The organism is Negadavirga shengliensis (genome assembly GCF_042652345.1).
In the GTDB taxonomy this organism is placed as follows: Bacteria; Bacteroidota; Bacteroidia; order Cytophagales; family Cyclobacteriaceae; genus Negadavirga; species Negadavirga shengliensis.
The window spans coordinates 93,069-109,799 of record NZ_JBHSJJ010000013.1 but is presented as its reverse complement, the minus strand read 5'-3'; the positions used below and the strand labels follow the sequence as shown (position 1 = coordinate 109,799).

Below are 16,731 nucleotides of genomic sequence, written 5' to 3'. Positions count from 1 at the left end.
ATTTTGATTTTTTACACTATTTTGTAATGTATTGATGTTTTTAACTGATTTTTATGTTTGGCTTTCAGGAAGATTTTCTACACTTGGTATGGAAGTACCAGTATTTTGACAAAAAGCTGCTGCAAACCAGCCAAGGTTTACCCTTATCTATTTTGAAGATAGGCTATCACAACCGGCATGAAGGACCTGATTTTATGGAAGCCCAAATACAGCTTGACGGCATCGATTATTTTGGGCATATAGAGATACATATGCACTCCTCTGACTGGAAGAACCATCAGCACCAGCGCGATACAAGATACAATGCCGTGATACTGCACGTGGTATGGAAGCATGACCAAGAGCCTTGCCGGGAAGATGGCACAACCATACCCACACTGGAACTTCAGGGAAAGGTTATGCTGGATGTGGTAAGGAATTACGAAAGACTGCTTTTCTCTCAAAGGAAAATATTATGCAGCGAAGGGCTCTCCTTAATACCGGAAATACTTCGGTTTTCCATGTTGGAGAAAGCTTTGGTGGAACGGCTTCAGCAAAAGAGTGAAGCAGTACTGGGATTACTGGAGCAAAATCAGAACGATTGGGAGGAAACAGCCTACCAGTGGCTGTTTTATTGCTTTGGCTTCAAGACCAACAGCGATGCCATGTTGAAGCTGGCCAAATCCCTTTCCTTCAAGCTTTTAAAGAAAAATTCGGGTAGACCTGAAATCCAGGAAGCCCTGGTTTTTGGTCAGGCAGGGATGCTCAACGCGGAGCAGGGAGACGAATATTACCGGAAACTGAGGCAGGAGTATCTTTTCCTCGTTAAAAAGTACAATTTAAAAAACGGTGTTTATCCGGGCGAATGGAAGTTCATGAAGGTAAGGCCGTCCAACTACCCGACAATCAGATTGGCTCAGGTAGCTGTCCTCCTCGGGAAAAGCCCCAACCTGTTTTCAAATGTATTGTATGAACTGGATAACAGGGAGACCTTCCATTCCATCCTGAAGGTGGAGGTCTCTGCTTATTGGCGGACCCACCACTATTTTGGCAAAGAAAATAAAAAACGCCTCAACGGCGCATTAAGTCAGGTGGTGTTGGATCTTCTTGCCATTAATTTTGTCATTCCCCTTTGGTACGCTTATGGGCGGTTTTCTGAGTTGGCCGACTGGCAGGAAAAGTGCTTTAATTTTTTGCAGGATATACCTGCTGAACAAAATGGGATTATCCGGAAATATGAAGAAGAGGGTTGGGAACCGCATAATGCGTATGACAGCCAGGGCATGTTGGGGCTATTCAACCATTATTGCTCCCATAAAAAGTGTCTGGACTGCAAGATCGGTCAGACCCTGCTCAGACCATCCCTGAAATGACCGTTGCATAGGAGCTTAATTTACCGTAATTTTGCCCCTCAAATCAGCTATTTATGGAGAAACCCATCATTATATTTGGTGCCAAAGGTATAGCCCATGCGGCCTTGGAGATTTTTAACAGCCATGACTTGGTGATTTATGGCTTTTTGGATGAAGATGAGAAACTTCATCAAAAGGAAATCAACAACGTGGCGGTTTTGGGTAACCCGGAAGATGACGGCTTTCTGAAGCTTGTTGGGAAAAAATGTGAGGCCTTTGTGGCGGCGGATGATGCCAAATACAGAAAATTCCTCGTCAAGCTGTTGAACGAAAGGAGGAAGGTACAGCCTATCAATGCCATCCATAAACTCGCCTATATTTCTACTGATGCGGCGATAGGCCATGGCAATTTTATCAATGCCAAAGTAAATATAGGGGCAGGGGCCACTGTGGGGCACCATGGCATCTTCCATACCAACGCCACTGTGGAACACCATGCGGAGATCGGGGATTTTGTCCAAGTGGGGGCAGGGGCAGTGATCAATTCGGACGTTAAAATCCAAGATGGGGCGTTCATCGGCACAGGAGCCGTTGTGGTGTCAGGTGTGAAAATCGGCAAAAATGCAAGGGTAGGCGCCGGATCTGTGGTGATAGCCGATGTAGAAGATGGACAGACCGTGTTCGGAAACCCGGCTCAGGTGATCGAAAGATAAAGAAAATCAGTTAAATAAATTATGCCAGACACCCTGTTTGCAGCAGGGCGACAGTTATGGAGAACCAACAATATCATATCTTATTGTATTATTGCTATGCCGGGATCGAGGATCCAGCGGCATACCGAGAGGAACATCATTTGTTCTGCATCGAAAACAACATTCGGGGAAGGATCATCATCTCATCGGAAGGGCTGAATGGTACGGTGTCGGGCCTGAAGGAGGATTGTGTGAAGTACATGGATTATATAAAATCAGACCCACGGTTTGCCGACACGGAGTTTAAAATTGACACGCACCACAGCCATGCTTTCGCCAAGATCAATGTACGGGCAAAAGAGGAGATTGTCCATTCCGGCCTCCGGCATCTGAATCCCCGGGAAAAAACAGGTAAGCACCTGGAGCCGCATGAATTCAAGGCAATGAAAGACCAGGACGATGTCGTCGTGCTGGACGTACGATCCAACTACGAACACGAACTTGGCCACTTTAAAAACGCCGTCCGGCTGGACATAGAAAACTTCAGGGATTTTCCCGGCAAAATCAAAGAACTGGAGCATCTGAAAAACAAAAAGGTACTCACCTACTGCACCGGTGGGATCAAGTGCGAAAAAGCTTCTGCTTACCTGTTGGAACAAGGATTTCAGGATGTGTACCAGCTACATGGCGGTATCATCAAATACGGGATGGAAGCAGGGGGTGAGGACTTTGAAGGAAAATGCTATGTGTTTGATAACAGATTAGCCATAGAGGTCAACCAGGTCAATCCCAAGGTCATATCCAAATGCTATATCTGTGGTACCCATTGCGACAGAATGGTCAACTGCGCCAATCCGGAATGCAATGAACACATCCCCATCTGTGAATCCTGTGGCTGGGAATACGAGGGGGCCTGTTCGGTTCAATGTAAAGGCCACCCCAAGAAAAGGCCTTACAACGGCACCGGGTACTATCAAAAAAACACCAATGGATACAATCCTTATAAAGGTTTTTATCAAAAACCGAACAAAGAAAAAATAAAATCATCCTTTTATGATAAGGCCGATTCCTGAATCGGAACTGATCATCAATCCTGACGGAAGTATCTACCATCTGAACCTCAAGCCCGGTCAGGTGGCGGATTCCATCATCACGGTAGGTGACCCGGAGCGGGTGGAAAAAATTACCCGGTATTTTGATACAATAGATTTGAAAGCCCATAAACGGGAATTTGTTACCCATACAGGTTGGTACAAGGGAAAACGCCTTTCCGTGATGAGCACCGGTATGGGAACGGACAATATCGACATTTTTTTGACCGAACTGGATGCATTGTTCAACGTTGATTTTTCATCAAGGACGCCAAAAAGTAAGCACACTTCTCTGGAAATCGTCAGGGTGGGAACATCGGGAAGCATGCAGGAAAGCATCCCGGCAGGAACCCACCTGGCTTCGGCATATGGTTTGGGTCTTGATAGCCTGATGGTCTATTATCACCTGCCGCAGCATGGCATGGCATCGCAACTGGCTGCTGCTGTCCGGGAAAAGCTTGGCCTCCCCTATACCCCGTATTGTGTCCAAGCATCCTGGAAGTTACTTGCCAGATTCGGGGAAAGTATGCAAAAAGGAATCACCGTCACCTGTCCCGGTTTTTTTGGGCCGCAGGGAAGAAAAGTCAGGCTTGAACCGGCCTTTCCGGAAATATTTAACCTGCTGGGCAGTATCAATTTGGGTGAGTATGCCTTTACAAATTTTGAAATGGAAACCGCGGGCTACTACGCACTGGGGAAATTGCTGGGACATGAGGTGTTGAGTTTAAATGCCATTGTGGCCAACCGCATCAACCAGACCTTTATTTCTGACACAGAGGCGATTTTAGATGAAATGATTCTGCACACGTTGGAGAAGTTCTCTTTGTAATACCTTTCTTTTTCGTTATTCACCATCTATCACGATATCCTTGCCCTTACGTAATTTTGACACTTTATGGGGACAGGGGCATATTAATTGTGTTATATATTAAGTGGAAATATATAATTAATCAGGTTATGTGGTGTTCTAGGGCAAGCCATATTTCAGCCGGACAATGGGGTGTATTACACTTCTCATACTACTCAAATCATCATATGCCGCTCCTCCGCAGCGCTGCATACCGGTGAAAGATTTAAACGGAAAAACATAAAAATGATGGATTGGAAAATTTTAAATACTTCTTTTGGATTATTTTTTATAGTGGGTGTTGTTGCGGCGCAGGAGGTTACTTTAAAAGGGAGGGTGCAGGAAGCTGAAAGCGGTAATCCCTTGGAATTTGCTAATGTGGCACTTTTGGATGAGTCGGATTCATCGGTAGTCACCGGAGGAATGAGCGATATTGACGGGGCTTTTAGTTTTGTATCGAAGCCAGGGTCATATATCCTACGGGTGGGTTTTATTGGCTACGACAGCCATTTTCAAAGACTGACTTTAGGTGACAGGAGAAATGTAAATCTGGGTAATATCAAATTGGTATATGATGCCGCCAGCCTGGATGAGGTGACGGTGGAGGGTGTCACCTCTATGTTTGAAACCGATATAGATAAAAGAAGGTATGATGTGGAAAACAGCATCGTGGCGGAAGGAGCCACGGCTACCGAGCTATTGGAAACGCTGCCTTCCATACAGGTGGACGATGAAGGAGGCATCAGCATGAGGGGCAGTGGGGACATTCTCATTTACATCAATGGAAGGCCCTCCAATCTTTCCGGAGACGACGCCGAATCCATCTTGGCCCAGTTTCCGGCCAACAGCATCAAAAGCGTCGAACTGATTACCAATCCGTCTTCCAGGTATGATGCCGCAGGGGTAGGTGGTATCATCAACATTATCTTGAAGAAAAATGAAAGAACAGGATTTAATGGTCAAGCCAATGTGGCAATAGGCACCCGGGATAAATATAATGCCGGGGTTAACCTGAATTACGGGGCGGGAAAAGTCAATTATTATGCTTCATATAGTTTTCAGGACAGAAGGACTTTCCGCGAATCAGAAGCATATCGTGAAAATTTCCTGCCCAACATTTCCCCTGTTCTGGATCAGGATTCTTACGGAGAGCGTTTTGACAAAACCCATTTGGTCAGGGGAGGGCTGGATTACAATATTGCTGATAATAAGGTTTTTAGCTTTTATGCCCAGGGAAATTTCCGCGACAGAACGGCCTTCAATGAACTTAACCAAAGGAGCATCAATAGCGGGGGAAACCTTGATAGCCTTTTTGTGCGAAATCAGGATGATGTGAGAGAAAGCACCAATCTTGAAACCGGGATGAGTTATGATTGGGAGATCGACACGTTGGGACAACGATTGTTTACCTCTTTGTCATTTTCAAGGGATGAGAGATTTCAGGTAGAGAATTATGAGCAGTTGTTTTACAATAACGCTCACGAGGAAGTTCCCGCCAACTATCTTCTCCAGATCAATGACAGGCCTCAGACAAGCGATTTATATGTTTTCCAGATGGACTATGAGAAGCCCTTTCAGAATGGCGGCAGATTGGAGTCCGGTTTGAAAGGTACCTTTGGCTCCTGGGACCGGATACAGGAATTCAGGCAGGGGGATCAGTCTACAGGTTTTGAGCCGGTTAGAAACGATACCATCAGTGATACTTTTAGTTTTAAGGAGGATGTATACGCTGCCTATGCCAGCTACAGAAACAATACCAACAATTTTGGTTATCAGTTCGGCTTAAGAGGAGAATATACAGAGACTATCAGCTTTCAGGGAAACAACCAACGCACGGTGGTCAACAATTATTTCAACCTCTTTCCCAGCATGTACCTGAGTTATGACATCGGCGAAGAAGAGGCATTCACGGCCAACTATAGCCGAAGGATCTCCAGACCCAACTTATGGTCGCTTTCACCTTTTTACCGGGTGAGGGATTTGCTTAACCTTAGTATCGGTAACCCCTTCTTACAACCTGAGATGACAGACAGCTATGAATTCGGCTATATGAAAGGATGGGAACGGCTTTTGTTCAATGCTACCGTTTATCACAGATATTCCACCAATGTTTTGACCCGGATCATCAGGCTGGGTGAGGACAATGTAGCCGTGCAGACCAGGGAAAATGCGAATGTGAGGAACAACACCGGCTTGGAGCTTATTAATCAGATGCAGCTGACCAACTGGTGGGATGCTACTGTTTCCGGTAACTTTTTCTATTCGGAAATCATTGGTGACAACATCGAACAGGGGTTTAATAACAGTAATTTCAGCTGGACGGTGAGTTTATTGTCGAATATGGCCATCCCCGATTTGTTCACCCTTCAAATCCAGGGCAACTACCGGGGCCCCATGGTTTTTCCACAGGGGGAAATAGAACCCATGTGGGGCGTCAATGCGGGCATCAGAAAAAACGTCATGAATGACAATGCCACGATCAGCCTTAATGTGAGCGATATTTTCAACACCCGGATTTTCCGAATCAGGAATGAAGACGCACGGTTTGTTCAGGACCGTATGTTCAACAGGGAGACAAGGATAGGTACGCTTTCCTTCACCTATAGGTTTGGCGGATTCAAAGAGAAAAGAAATGGGAGGGACGATGACCGGGAATTTGATGATGATGATGATGGCGGTGATTTCTAAATTGTAAAAACTATCTATAAAAATAAGGGATCCAGAAGACATTTTTCCGGATTTTTTTCTCAAAAATCCTATTTTAGCCGTTTATGGTGACATCCGTTTTTTCCCAAATCATTTCAGATCTGAAGTCGGCTTCCCATGCCGAAAAAGCATCGTTTTTCCCGCGGTTTTTTAAATGTGGCCCCGGTGAATACGGAGAAGGGGATAAATTCTTAGGTGTGACAGTCCCCGTCCAAAGAAGCATTGCCAAAAAATTTTGGAAAAAGGTAGGCGCTCCAGAGCTCGCTGTGCTTCTAAGGCACGAATACCATGAAGTCAGGCTCACGGGCCTTTTTATGCTTACTGAAAAATACCGGACATCAAAAACAGCAAAGGACAAAGCCTTTTGGGCCGGCTTTTACCTCGATCACCTGGATGGTGTCAATAACTGGGACTTGGTAGACAGTTCAGCGGATAAAATACTGGGCAGCTGGCTGGAGGACAAAAACAGAAGCATCTTGTATGATTTTGCGGATTCCGGGGATCTGTGGAGGCAGCGGATAGCGGTGATGGCCACCTTTCATTTTATCAGGCAGGGTGAATTCCGGGACACTTTTAAAATCGCTGAAATCCTATTGAACCACCCCCATGATCTGATCCATAAGGCCGTGGGGTGGATGCTGCGGGAAATAGCCAACCGGGATCACCAATCGGCTTGTGACTTCTTACAGCGGCATTATAAAGTCATGCCAAGAACGATGTTGCGGTACGCGATTGAAAAATTTGATCCCGGGATCAGGAAAACCATCCTGGCGGGAAACTGGGCAAATTAAGAAATCAGGAGGAGGATTATTTCATCCTTGCTCTTTTAGTGCGGTTACAGATCGGATATGGACACGGATATCAGGAATTAAAACAATATTCTGTTACCTTTGCGCCTTGATTTCAAAGATGTGTTTTTCAGGCGTATTTTTTTATGCCAATATGATAAATATAAGTTCCGGTTGTGGGCAAAATCAAAAAAGGATATAAAAAAGCCAGGTATGTGGTTTACCAACAAACCACTTTAGATCCCGAGAACCATCTGTGGACGTTTATCGGGTCCTTTGTGGGTATTGGGCTTATCGGATACATCCAGACAAAGCTTCATGAGTTTGCGGCGGAGGAACAGCTTTTTCTCATTGGATCTTTTGGGGCATCGGCGGTATTGGTGTATGGAGCAGCCCACAGTCCTCTTGCCCAGCCCCGCAACCTGATCCTTGGCCATTTGATCGGCTCGTTTGTTGGCGTATCCGTTTTCAAAATACTGGGAGGGATGGAATGGCTCTGGATAAGCAGCGCCTTGGCCGTTTCCCTCTCCATTATCCTGATGCAGGTTTTCAAAGCATTGCATCCGCCTGGCGGCGCGACTGCGCTGATAGCAGTGATCGGTTCAGATAAAATAGCGGGCCTCGGTTATTCCTATATGCTGAGTCCGGTGATGTCAGGTGTCCTGGTTTTATTGGTGATCGGATTGATCATAAACAATATTCCCAAACACAGGCGCTACCCTTACAACAGTGACTTTACCGCCACCGACGGGATGCTGAAGAAATATCCACGGAGACTGCTGCTATCATGGCATCCTAAGGCCAGAACTTTTTATAAGAATAAAAATAAAAAGGTATAGCAATGGTTTCTGATAATGTGGCTGGAATATGCCCATCCTGACCTTCAGCCCGCTTCATCTGCTTGTACCGTAAGTCTTTCCAAGTTGTCCGAATGACCTGCCTTTTTGCCATTAACCAAGACGGTTAACCCTTGGCCTTTCTGGTATTTTTCACCGGTTCTGTCCCAGATAATGGTCAGAATGTCACCGTGATAGGGGATATTATCCAGACAAAACCAGTCCCATTTGTCTGCAGGCAGTAAAGGGTTTACCTCGATTTGTTGGTCAGCCCTGGGCCTTAATCCCACCAACCCGGTGATCAGCAGGTCATTGAAGGTGGAATGGTTGTAATAGCGGCTTCTTTCCTGGTCGCCCTTTAGCCAAAAACCCGTGGTTTCGTCCAGGTATTCCCCAATATAGGGCCTGCCCCGGTAATACTGGGATTCCACATACCTTTCCAGCAGCTTGAAATAGTCTTCCTTTCCGACTACATCCTGCTCATAGTGGTTCAACAGGTTGGCCAGTGCCGTCATGGTCTGTGATGTGGCAAAAGGCCAGACAGCGCCGTCCCACTCACAGCTGCAACAGCCATGGGTCCTGAATTCGGGATGTCTGCATTCGGCTGTGGTGAGTCCAAACGGAGCCAGAAAGCCTTCTTCATCCATAAGGTGCTTCCATGCTTCTTCATAGCCCTGATCGGGAAGGTTAAAATACCAGGGTATAAAACCGATGGCCTCCCGGACTCCGGCAAATTCCCCGTTTTCTTTCACCGTCTCAAAAAAACCGGATTCCGGGTTCCATAAATAATTCTGGACCAAATGCCTTAAAGTGTCTGCCTTGGCCTGAAAATATGCTTCCCGATCTTTTTCCCCCTTTATGGCAGCCACCTTGGCGAGGGCAACGGCATTGCCAAACATATAGCTGTTGATGGTGGGCCGGGCATTTTGCTCTCTTCTTCCCCCGCTGAGGGACTCTTCCATGCCATCCTTGACATCATGCTGCCAGAACAATCCGGAGAAGAGCCTCCTGTCGTTTTCCCAGTCATGGTATTCCCGCACCAGATCCGGCAACATATCTGTCAGATAGCTTTCATTGTGATCCACTAGGTATTTGTTATACAAGGCATCGGCTGTCCAGCTGCTGAAAGCCCGGAGCTTTTCCATGGGTTGGCCATCATTGCCCCTGAACCAGACATGCACATATTCTTCCAGATACTGGGGATCATGGAGCCAGCGGGATTCATAGATGTGATGGCCCAGCGCACAGCTGATCAGGTTGTATTGGTCGGCATAAGGCCTGTCCACCAAAAATTCTGTCATGGCATAACCGACGGGCGTATCCTTGATGTGCTTTCTTAACGTCCACCATCGGTAATAGAAAATCTCTTCAAAGTTCTTTTGGGGACATTCGAACAAGGGTATGTTGGCCTCCATCCATTCCCATGCTTCCGCATTGGGAATGGCCTGTAGGATGTTTTCGTCTTCCATTTGGTTGAAATAATCCACGTAATGCCTGAAGTCTTCTTTTTCCAGCGTCAGAAGATCATCTTGCCGGGTCCAGTCACCACAACTGCCCAATAAGGCAAGACATATCAAAAACATGCCTAATAAAATTGCATGAATGTTCATTATCCTATTCTTATGCTGCACAAATTTTTCAAAAATCAAATCTCTATTCCAATCATTTATTTCCTTCCGTAAAAGGTATAAACCTCTCCCTCTTTTGTTTCAATATCATACTCCAAGAACTCCGGAAGGGTGACGTCGTTGAGTTGGGCCTCCGGAGAGATAAGCGGATCTTTGATTTGCGGTAGATCGAAAAGATGGTTGGGGTTGGGTCCTTTTCCCCGGTTCATCCGAAAACCTTTTTCCGCCCTTAGCCGCGTGGCGGTGCGTAATCTCAGGTTCCCGCCTATTTTGGAGCGGATTACCAGTTTATCGATCCTATTGTCCTTCCAACTCATTTCCACAATCTCAAAAGCCCCCCGGGTCACCAGCCCTTTGACGGTTCCCTCTTTCCATACGGATGGCAGGGCTGGCAGGATATGTACTGCGCCGTCATGACTTTGGACCAACATCTCCGCGATGCCGGCGGTGCAACCGAAATTGCCATCTATTTGGAATGGTGGATGCGCGTCCAGCAGATTGGGGTAGGTCCCTCCGCCCCGCTTTTCCGGCGTCACCAGGGTAAGTTGGTCGGTGAGCAGTTTGTAAGCATGGTCGCCATCGAGAAAGCGGGCCCAGAGGTTTACTTTCCAGCCCATGGACCAGCCGGTGGAAGGGTCACCTCTGAATAAGAGCGAGGTTCTGGCTGCATCAAAAAGCTCCGGCGTACGGATAGGCGAAATCTGGTTGCTGGGGGCCACGCCATACAGATGGGATACGTGTCGGTGTTTGTCCTCGGGATCATCCCAATCATGCATCCATTCCTGCAGCTGTCCCAAACGGCCGATCTGCATGGGGGCAAGCCGTTCTCTGGTATGGGCCAAAGTTTCTGCAAAATCATGGTCCATGTCCAAAATCCGGCTAGCCCTGATGAGGTTGCTGAAAAGGTCAAAGACCAACTGGTTGTCTATGGTGACGCCTGCCGCCGTCGTCGCTTTACGCCCGCTGCCTGCATGCACGTTTTCAGGTGAGTTGCTGGGTGTCACCACCAACCAGTTGTTTTCCGGTTCTTCTATCATAAAATCCATAAAAAAAGCCGCAGCGCTCTTCATGATGGGGTAGGCCTCTTTCAGAAATTCCCTGTTACCTGTGTGCAGGTATCTTTCCCATAAATGCTGGCAAAGCCAGGCACCTGCAGCAGGCCACATACCCGAGGGCGCTTTGTCGACAGGGCCTGTAATCCTCCAGATATCGGTGTTGTGGTGAAGCACCCAGCCATCTGAATCGTACATCTTCCGGGCGGTTTCCTTGCCGGTTTCACGTACCTCGCGGATAAGTTGGAGAAATGGCTCGTGCATTTCAGAAAGGTTGGTCACCTCAGCGGGCCAATAATTCATTTCCGCGTTGATGTTGACCGTGTATTTGCTGTCCCAGGAAGGGAAAAGCTTGTCGTTCCAAATGCCCTGCAGATTGGCAGGCTGGCCTTCCGGCTGCGAGCTGCAGATCAGCAGGTACCGGCCAAACTGAAAGTACATGGCCGCCAGATGGGGATCAAAACTTTCCGAAAAATCTTTTACGCGCTGGTCAGTGGGTAACTCCACCGCCCCGTTTACGCCCAAATCCAATGACACCCGGTCCATAAATTGGCGAAAATACCGGATGTGGGCATCTTTCATGACTTCATAGTCTCTGTTCCACGCCGTTTTTAAATACATGGAGCTTCTGGCATTTTCATCGCCGCTGATGTCCTGATAATTGTTGAAGTTGGTAGCCAGGGAGACAAAAAGCAGCACTTCGTCTGCTTCATTGATGCTGATGATACCATCTTTTGCCTGCACGGTGCCGCCCTTGTTTTTGGCTTGGACCCTTCCCTGGAACTTTACCCTACCGGGTTGGCCCTCATGAGCGCTGGATACGCCCGAAAGGACAATCTGCCCATTTTCAGTGTAAGGGTCTGCATTGTCATGGGGACTGTTGAGCTGTACATTGCAGGTGATTTTTCCCGGCTGGTCAGAAGTCAGTTTCACCAGGATCACCTGGTCCTCGAAGGCGCTGATCATCTCCCTTTCGTAGTTGACGCCGTCCACCTGGTATTTTACCGAGGCAACTGCATTTTCTATGTCCAGCTCGCGGTAATATTCCCTGTATTCAGAATGACCGGGAAAGGAAATAAACAGGTCCCCGAAGGTCTGATAGGGCATGCCGTGGTTGGTCTGGGACATGATCTGCTCTGTGGCCAGCGTCTGGGCTTCCAGGTATTTTCCCTCAAAAACCAGTTCCCGGACTTCTGGCAAAGCCTCCCTCGCTTTTTCATGGGCGTTGCTGTTGGGAGATCCCGCCCAAAGCGTTTCTTCGTTAAGCTGGAGGCGTTCCATGGCGGGTGTTCCAAAGACCATGGCCCCAAGCCGGCCATTACCGATAGGCAAAGCTTCATCCCATATAGCAGCTGGTTTGTCATACCAAAGCCTGAGGTGTTCGTCGTAGGTTTGGGATAAGACTTTTGAGGCCGTTAAAATTAAAATCGATACTGAAAATAGGCTGATGGGAAGAATCTTGGCTTTGGAGATCATCTACGGTTACGTTAAGAAACAGGGTACAGAATCATGGGGAAATTCCTGAATTCGACAGGCCTTCCCCAGATACCACACCAAATATTGGCTTTCAGATTTGAATATACAACAGCAAAAACGACCTCACTAAGATCCATTGAGAAAATCCGCATGGCTCAGGTGGTTCTTGCTGAAAAAACACAATCGATGCTATTCGACTTCGTCGGCGGGCATAAGGCTAACATTCGAAATGGCAATTCCTTCAGCTCCGAGCGTTCCTTCCCAGCTTCCGGCTTTGATGACGAGGTAATGGGTCCCCCCGGTTTCGAAAGTAACGATGCCGTCACTTTCACCATCTCCCGCACAGCCTATTTCAACGATGTTTCCATCAAAAGGCTCCGCACCACATTCTGCCCAAGTATTCATGCTGAACAGGTTGTTGGCCCCGTAATCGTCACCTTCTTCCGGTTCCTCGTCACTCAGGTGAAATTCAAGCCATGCCTGATGCATGCCGCCACCCCTTACGTCTGCGGAAAACACATACTCTTTTCTGGCTTCCACTTCTATGGCTTGCCAGATGACAATATTGGTATCCACGATTTCTACGCCGTTGGAGAGCACCAGTGTTCCATTTGCGAATTCCACATCAGTGAGAATATCGTATCCAGCACTATAAACTGTCCACGCGTCTTCATCTTCAAAGTTGCCATCGTTAACCCGTTCTCCCTGGAGACTTGGGTCGATGACCTCTATTTCCCTGCGGATTTCCTGCCCAGTACCTTGGCCCTGTACGGCAAGGGTAACGGTGTAAATCCCGCCGCCCGGATAAGTATGGGAGGGGGAATCCTCAGTGGAAAAGTCAGAACCATCCCCAAATTGCCAATAAGATGCGTGATAGTTTTGGGAAGAATTGGTAAAATGGATGAGCATGGGGTCGTTTTCATCTGCTTCATAAGTGAAGTCGGCCTCTGATGCAGGTCCCGTCTCCGTTTCCTCACATGCCGTCACGACAAGTATGAAGCCAAGGCAGGTGAAGACCTTGGAAATAAGTAATAGGTACTTCCTCATATTTTTCTTTATTTGGTTATACTTTGGGATAGATTGAACCCTAAAACTAAACAAAGAAAGGGAATCAACTTTCCCTTACCTTTCTGTACTTACCTGTACCTTCCTGTAAGACGGGTAGGCTCAGGAAACTTATGTTGACAAACTGCTTTATGTTTGGATTTGGGTTTATTAATAGATTGATTGGTTTAATAGGGCGGCGGAGACAGTCGCCTTATTTTTCCTTGGCCCATTTCACCGGTTTAAACCTCGCCCCTCTGCATACTTAATCAAATGTTCCCTATGAATGACCGTGCCAAAATTGTAAGAGATTTAAAAAACTTGCCGCATTGGTGGCTTCGTCTCCCCGGCATGCTCGCGGTTGCGCTGATGATTTTTAATTGAAAATATTGTTTTCATTCAAGACCTTTAAGGCCTCCAGTTTGTAGTTGCGGCCGATGGGGATTTCCATTGTCCCCACTTTAACCGAATGGACCGTATAGGCGTTTACCCGGTCCAGGGCAATGATAAATGACCGGTGAATACGTAAAAATTTGTCTGCCGGTAATTTCTCTTCCAAGTAGCTGATTCTTTGATAGGAAATGATCTGTTTGTCTATAGTTTTGACCCTGACATAATCTTTCATGCTTTCTATGTAGAGGATATCTTTGAGATAAACCTTTACCATTTCCCTGTCTTCTTTAAAATAAATATAGGGATGCTTACTGGATGGATTAACCGTGGTGGGGGTGTGGAGCGCACGCTGGGAGGGGCCAAATTCGTACACTTTACTCAGGCTTCTCAAAAACCGTTCAAAAAGTATCGGCTTTAGCAGGTAGTCGATGACATCAAGGTTATAGGCTTCAAAAGCAAATTCCCTGTAAGCGGTAGTGAGGATAACTTTCGGCGGCTTGCTCAGGGATCGTAGAAAGTCCAACCCGGATACCTTGGGCATTTCTATATCCAAAAATATGAGGTCAACCGGCACGGTATGAACGGTTTCAAAGGCCTCTACGGCATTGGCGCAGCTTTTTACCAGGATCAGGCCATCTACCCGTTGGATATAGCCCTCAATCAGCTGACGGGCAAGCGGTTCATCATCTACGACTATACATTTCATCTCTAGGTGCGTTTTTAATGGCCCGGCTGAACCGGTTGATTATCCTGATTTCTTTTCAGGGGATGCCTTATGCCGTTCAGGTGGCAAGTGTATTGGGCACCTCCCGGGCCGAAGGGCTGTTAGGTTGGTCGCTTTGGTTTAATTTTATCTTTAATATGACCATATAGGTGGTTTCCTCATCAAAGATCCTGAAACTGTAAAGATTGGGATAAAGCAGTTTCAGCCTCCGTTTTACATTGGCCAGTCCGATGCCCGACGGTTTAGGTGTTTTATTGTTTTCGAGGTTTTTGCTGTTTTCCACTTTTACGGTAAGTTCCCCATTTTCAACCTGAATAAGGATATGAATCCATCCCGTCGACAGTTGCTTGCTCAAACCATGTTTGAAGCTGTTTTCCACAAAAGGAAGGATGAGCAAAGGGGCCAGATGGATATCCTTGGTATCGCCCTTCACCTCCAAGGAAATGTCAATGGACGGGTTATACCTGATTTTCTCCAAAGAAATGTAATTTTGGATATATTGTATTTCTTTTTCCAAGGATACCCGCTTGCGGTTGCTTTCGTAAAGCATATAATTCATCAGTTCCGATAATTTGTATACGACTTCCGGGGCATCATCCGATTTGTTCAAAGTAAGGGCATACAGGTTGTTGAGCGTGTTGAACAAAAAATGGGGATTAATCTGGGATTTAAGCAACTTCAGCTCTGACTCCAACTTTTCTTTTTCCAGTTTCTGCGCCGTTTGTTGCAGCTCTTGGGTGGTTTGCTGATAATTGTACCAATGCTTGATGACATGAAAGATAGCCAGAATGGCCACCGGGGAGTAGACATTAAAGACGGCAATCAGCACTTTTGGGAAAAACAGCAGCGGAGCCGCAGTGGCTTCCGGCAGATAGATGGGGTAAATGACATAAAAAGCCACCAATCTCATCAGGATGCCAAAGGTGGCCATGGAAAGCAATAACACGTTGAGAAACAGGGCATATTTTTTCCTGATCAACAATCGATCTATAAGAATGTATAAGGTAAAATAAGCGGCCAGTATCTTTATGGGAAGCTCTATGAATGACGTGACTATCCTTTGGCTGTAAGCACCGTCCACCATGCCCCATACCAAGCCCTCATATACCACAAAGAGGGTCCAAAAAATCACATACCTGACCCTTCTTTGCTGAAGCCAGCCTGGAATCCTGTAAGGGAATGCCAAATCATTTTGCATGCTTTATTTCTGTGTATTTGTAAGCCCTTAATTTATAGAATTTTATACCGTAATACCATTTTTTTAGACAAATAACAGCTTATGGCCACAAACGACAGCAAATCCCTCCTAAGACCCTTTGGAGTGGCCGGAGAGCTATATGTCCAAACGCCTGACCAGCAGGGCTAAAATGCCTGAAACACGTATGGAAAGCCTTTTTATTTGAGATAAAAACTCAAATGATCATGAAGAAGGTTTTGCTTATCCTGTTGTTTTTTCCGTTGGTAGAAAGTCCGGCACATGCGCTTTTCGAAGGAGATTCCGCAAAGCGGGCTGCCATAGGAGGCCCTGATTATCCATATCCTGAAATTTCGGGAGTACAGGTACAAAACAACACGGACTATGATATTGAGGAACTGGTAGCCTGGTTTTGCAACCGTATCGGCCTCCGGGATGTTTTTATCAGGGTCAGCTATCTCAGAGAGGTGCCCGGGTACGATGGCATGGTGGTCATGCACCATCCCAAAATTTATTTTATCAGAATAAGGAAAGACATCAATAATTACCGGTGGGTATGCCTGCACGAATTGATTCATGTCAAGCAATACGTATCCGGTGACCTATCGGTGCTGGGCAGGTCTGTAGTAAGTTACAAGGGAAAACGGATCAATCTGGATGAAGTGGATTATAAGCACAGACATTACGAACATGAAGCCCAATGGGAAACGGTGGCTTTTTGGAAGAAATTCATGAGATACAAGCGGGACAATGGTGACGTGGAAGGATAGGTTTATTTTACTCTTTCCAATCGGATTTACCCGCAAAATGCGGGAGGGAGGCAGATTTTGACCGGTATGCCTTCCGGCTTGCAATCATGAAATAAAAGTGAATTCTTGACCAAGGATTTCCGGGAAAAGGGAATAATAATCTATTCCCTTTTCCCGGT

General features: G+C 46.6%; 13 protein-coding genes. 8 read left to right on the top strand and 5 right to left on the bottom strand.

Annotation, left to right across the window (positions count from 1 at the left end; genetic code table 11):
• Window positions 1–53: 53 nt before the first annotated feature.
• The 7 genes from ACFPFU_RS19265 to ACFPFU_RS19235 all read left to right on the top strand — a co-directional run bounded on the left by ACFPFU_RS19265 (window position 54) and on the right by ACFPFU_RS19235 (window position 8,294).
• Window positions 54–1,352 (top strand): DUF2851 family protein, encoded by a 1,299-nt coding sequence (locus ACFPFU_RS19265; protein WP_377067130.1) that lies wholly within the window; start codon window positions 54–56, stop codon window positions 1,350–1,352.
• Window positions 1,353–1,405: 53 nt separating this feature from the next.
• Entirely contained in the window at window positions 1,406–2,044 is a 639-nt protein-coding gene (locus ACFPFU_RS19260) for an acetyltransferase (RefSeq protein ID WP_377067128.1), read from the top strand.
• Window positions 2,045–2,100: 56 nt separating this feature from the next.
• Window positions 2,101–3,096 (top strand): oxygen-dependent tRNA uridine(34) hydroxylase TrhO, encoded by a 996-nt coding sequence (gene trhO, locus ACFPFU_RS19255; RefSeq protein WP_377067126.1) that lies wholly within the window; start codon window positions 2,101–2,103, stop codon window positions 3,094–3,096.
• Window positions 3,077–3,943 (top strand): nucleoside phosphorylase, encoded by an 867-nt coding sequence (locus ACFPFU_RS19250; RefSeq protein ID WP_377067124.1) that lies wholly within the window; start codon window positions 3,077–3,079, stop codon window positions 3,941–3,943. Before trhO ends, ACFPFU_RS19250 begins: the two co-directional genes overlap by 20 nt.
• Before the next feature lie 264 nt (window positions 3,944–4,207).
• Complete coding sequence (locus ACFPFU_RS19245) at window positions 4,208–6,649, top strand: TonB-dependent receptor (protein WP_377067122.1); 2,442 nt, start codon at window positions 4,208–4,210, stop codon at window positions 6,647–6,649.
• 83 nt (window positions 6,650–6,732) lie between these two features.
• Window positions 6,733–7,458, top strand: a complete 726-nt coding sequence (locus ACFPFU_RS19240) for a DNA alkylation repair protein (RefSeq protein WP_377067120.1) — start codon at window positions 6,733–6,735, stop codon at window positions 7,456–7,458.
• 173 nt (window positions 7,459–7,631) lie between these two features.
• On the top strand, window positions 7,632–8,294 hold the full coding sequence (locus ACFPFU_RS19235) for an HPP family protein (protein ID WP_377067118.1): 663 nt from the start codon (window positions 7,632–7,634) through the stop codon (window positions 8,292–8,294).
• A gap of 44 nt (window positions 8,295–8,338) precedes the next feature.
• On the opposite strand, the gene ACFPFU_RS19230 is transcribed toward ACFPFU_RS19235, so the two are convergent.
• From ACFPFU_RS19230 to ACFPFU_RS19210, 5 genes are all read right to left on the bottom strand, one after another.
• The gene (locus ACFPFU_RS19230) at window positions 8,339–9,901 is read right to left on the bottom strand and encodes an MGH1-like glycoside hydrolase domain-containing protein (RefSeq protein WP_377067116.1); all 1,563 of its coding nucleotides are present in this window, start codon (window positions 9,899–9,901) and stop codon (window positions 8,339–8,341) included.
• A 56-nt stretch (window positions 9,902–9,957) separates the two neighbouring features.
• Window positions 9,958–12,447, bottom strand: a complete 2,490-nt coding sequence (locus tag ACFPFU_RS19225; protein ID WP_377067114.1) for a glycoside hydrolase family 95 protein — start codon at window positions 12,445–12,447, stop codon at window positions 9,958–9,960.
• 189 nt (window positions 12,448–12,636) lie between these two features.
• Window positions 12,637–13,494 carry a PKD domain-containing protein gene (locus ACFPFU_RS19220; protein WP_377067112.1) on the bottom strand — a complete coding sequence of 286 codons (858 nt, stop codon included), beginning with the start codon at window positions 13,492–13,494 and terminating at the stop codon, window positions 12,637–12,639.
• A 373-nt stretch (window positions 13,495–13,867) separates the two neighbouring features.
• Window positions 13,868–14,590: a LytR/AlgR family response regulator transcription factor gene (locus ACFPFU_RS19215; protein ID WP_377067110.1), complete on the bottom strand. Its 723-nt coding sequence runs from the start codon at window positions 14,588–14,590 to the stop codon at window positions 13,868–13,870.
• Between the two features lie 76 nt (window positions 14,591–14,666).
• Complete coding sequence (locus tag ACFPFU_RS19210; protein ID WP_377067108.1) at window positions 14,667–15,806, bottom strand: sensor histidine kinase; 1,140 nt, start codon at window positions 15,804–15,806, stop codon at window positions 14,667–14,669.
• A 224-nt stretch (window positions 15,807–16,030) separates the two neighbouring features.
• On the opposite strand from ACFPFU_RS19210, the gene ACFPFU_RS19205 reads away from it, so the two are divergent.
• The gene (locus ACFPFU_RS19205; RefSeq protein ID WP_377067106.1) at window positions 16,031–16,573 is read left to right on the top strand and encodes a hypothetical protein; all 543 of its coding nucleotides are present in this window, start codon (window positions 16,031–16,033) and stop codon (window positions 16,571–16,573) included.
• The last annotated feature ends 158 nt before the right edge of the window (window positions 16,574–16,731 follow it).

Coding starts and splice junctions, on each gene's coding strand:
- ACFPFU_RS19265 (WP_377067130.1), top strand. CDS start 54: ATGTTTGGCTTTCAGGAAGATTTTCTACACTTGGTATGGAAGTACCAG.
- ACFPFU_RS19260 (WP_377067128.1), top strand. CDS start 1,406: ATGGAGAAACCCATCATTATATTTGGTGCCAAAGGTATAGCCCATGCG.
- trhO (WP_377067126.1), top strand. CDS start 2,101: ATGGAGAACCAACAATATCATATCTTATTGTATTATTGCTATGCCGGG.
- ACFPFU_RS19250 (WP_377067124.1), top strand. CDS start 3,077: ATGATAAGGCCGATTCCTGAATCGGAACTGATCATCAATCCTGACGGA.
- ACFPFU_RS19245 (WP_377067122.1), top strand. CDS start 4,208: ATGATGGATTGGAAAATTTTAAATACTTCTTTTGGATTATTTTTTATA.
- ACFPFU_RS19240 (WP_377067120.1), top strand. CDS start 6,733: ATGGTGACATCCGTTTTTTCCCAAATCATTTCAGATCTGAAGTCGGCT.
- ACFPFU_RS19230 (WP_377067116.1), bottom strand. CDS start 9,901: ATGAACATTCATGCAATTTTATTAGGCATGTTTTTGATATGTCTTGCC.
- ACFPFU_RS19225 (WP_377067114.1), bottom strand. CDS start 12,447: ATGATCTCCAAAGCCAAGATTCTTCCCATCAGCCTATTTTCAGTATCG.
- ACFPFU_RS19220 (WP_377067112.1), bottom strand. CDS start 13,494: ATGAGGAAGTACCTATTACTTATTTCCAAGGTCTTCACCTGCCTTGGC.
- ACFPFU_RS19215 (WP_377067110.1), bottom strand. CDS start 14,590: ATGAAATGTATAGTCGTAGATGATGAACCGCTTGCCCGTCAGCTGATT.
- ACFPFU_RS19210 (WP_377067108.1), bottom strand. CDS start 15,806: ATGCAAAATGATTTGGCATTCCCTTACAGGATTCCAGGCTGGCTTCAG.
- ACFPFU_RS19205 (WP_377067106.1), top strand. CDS start 16,031: ATGAAGAAGGTTTTGCTTATCCTGTTGTTTTTTCCGTTGGTAGAAAGT.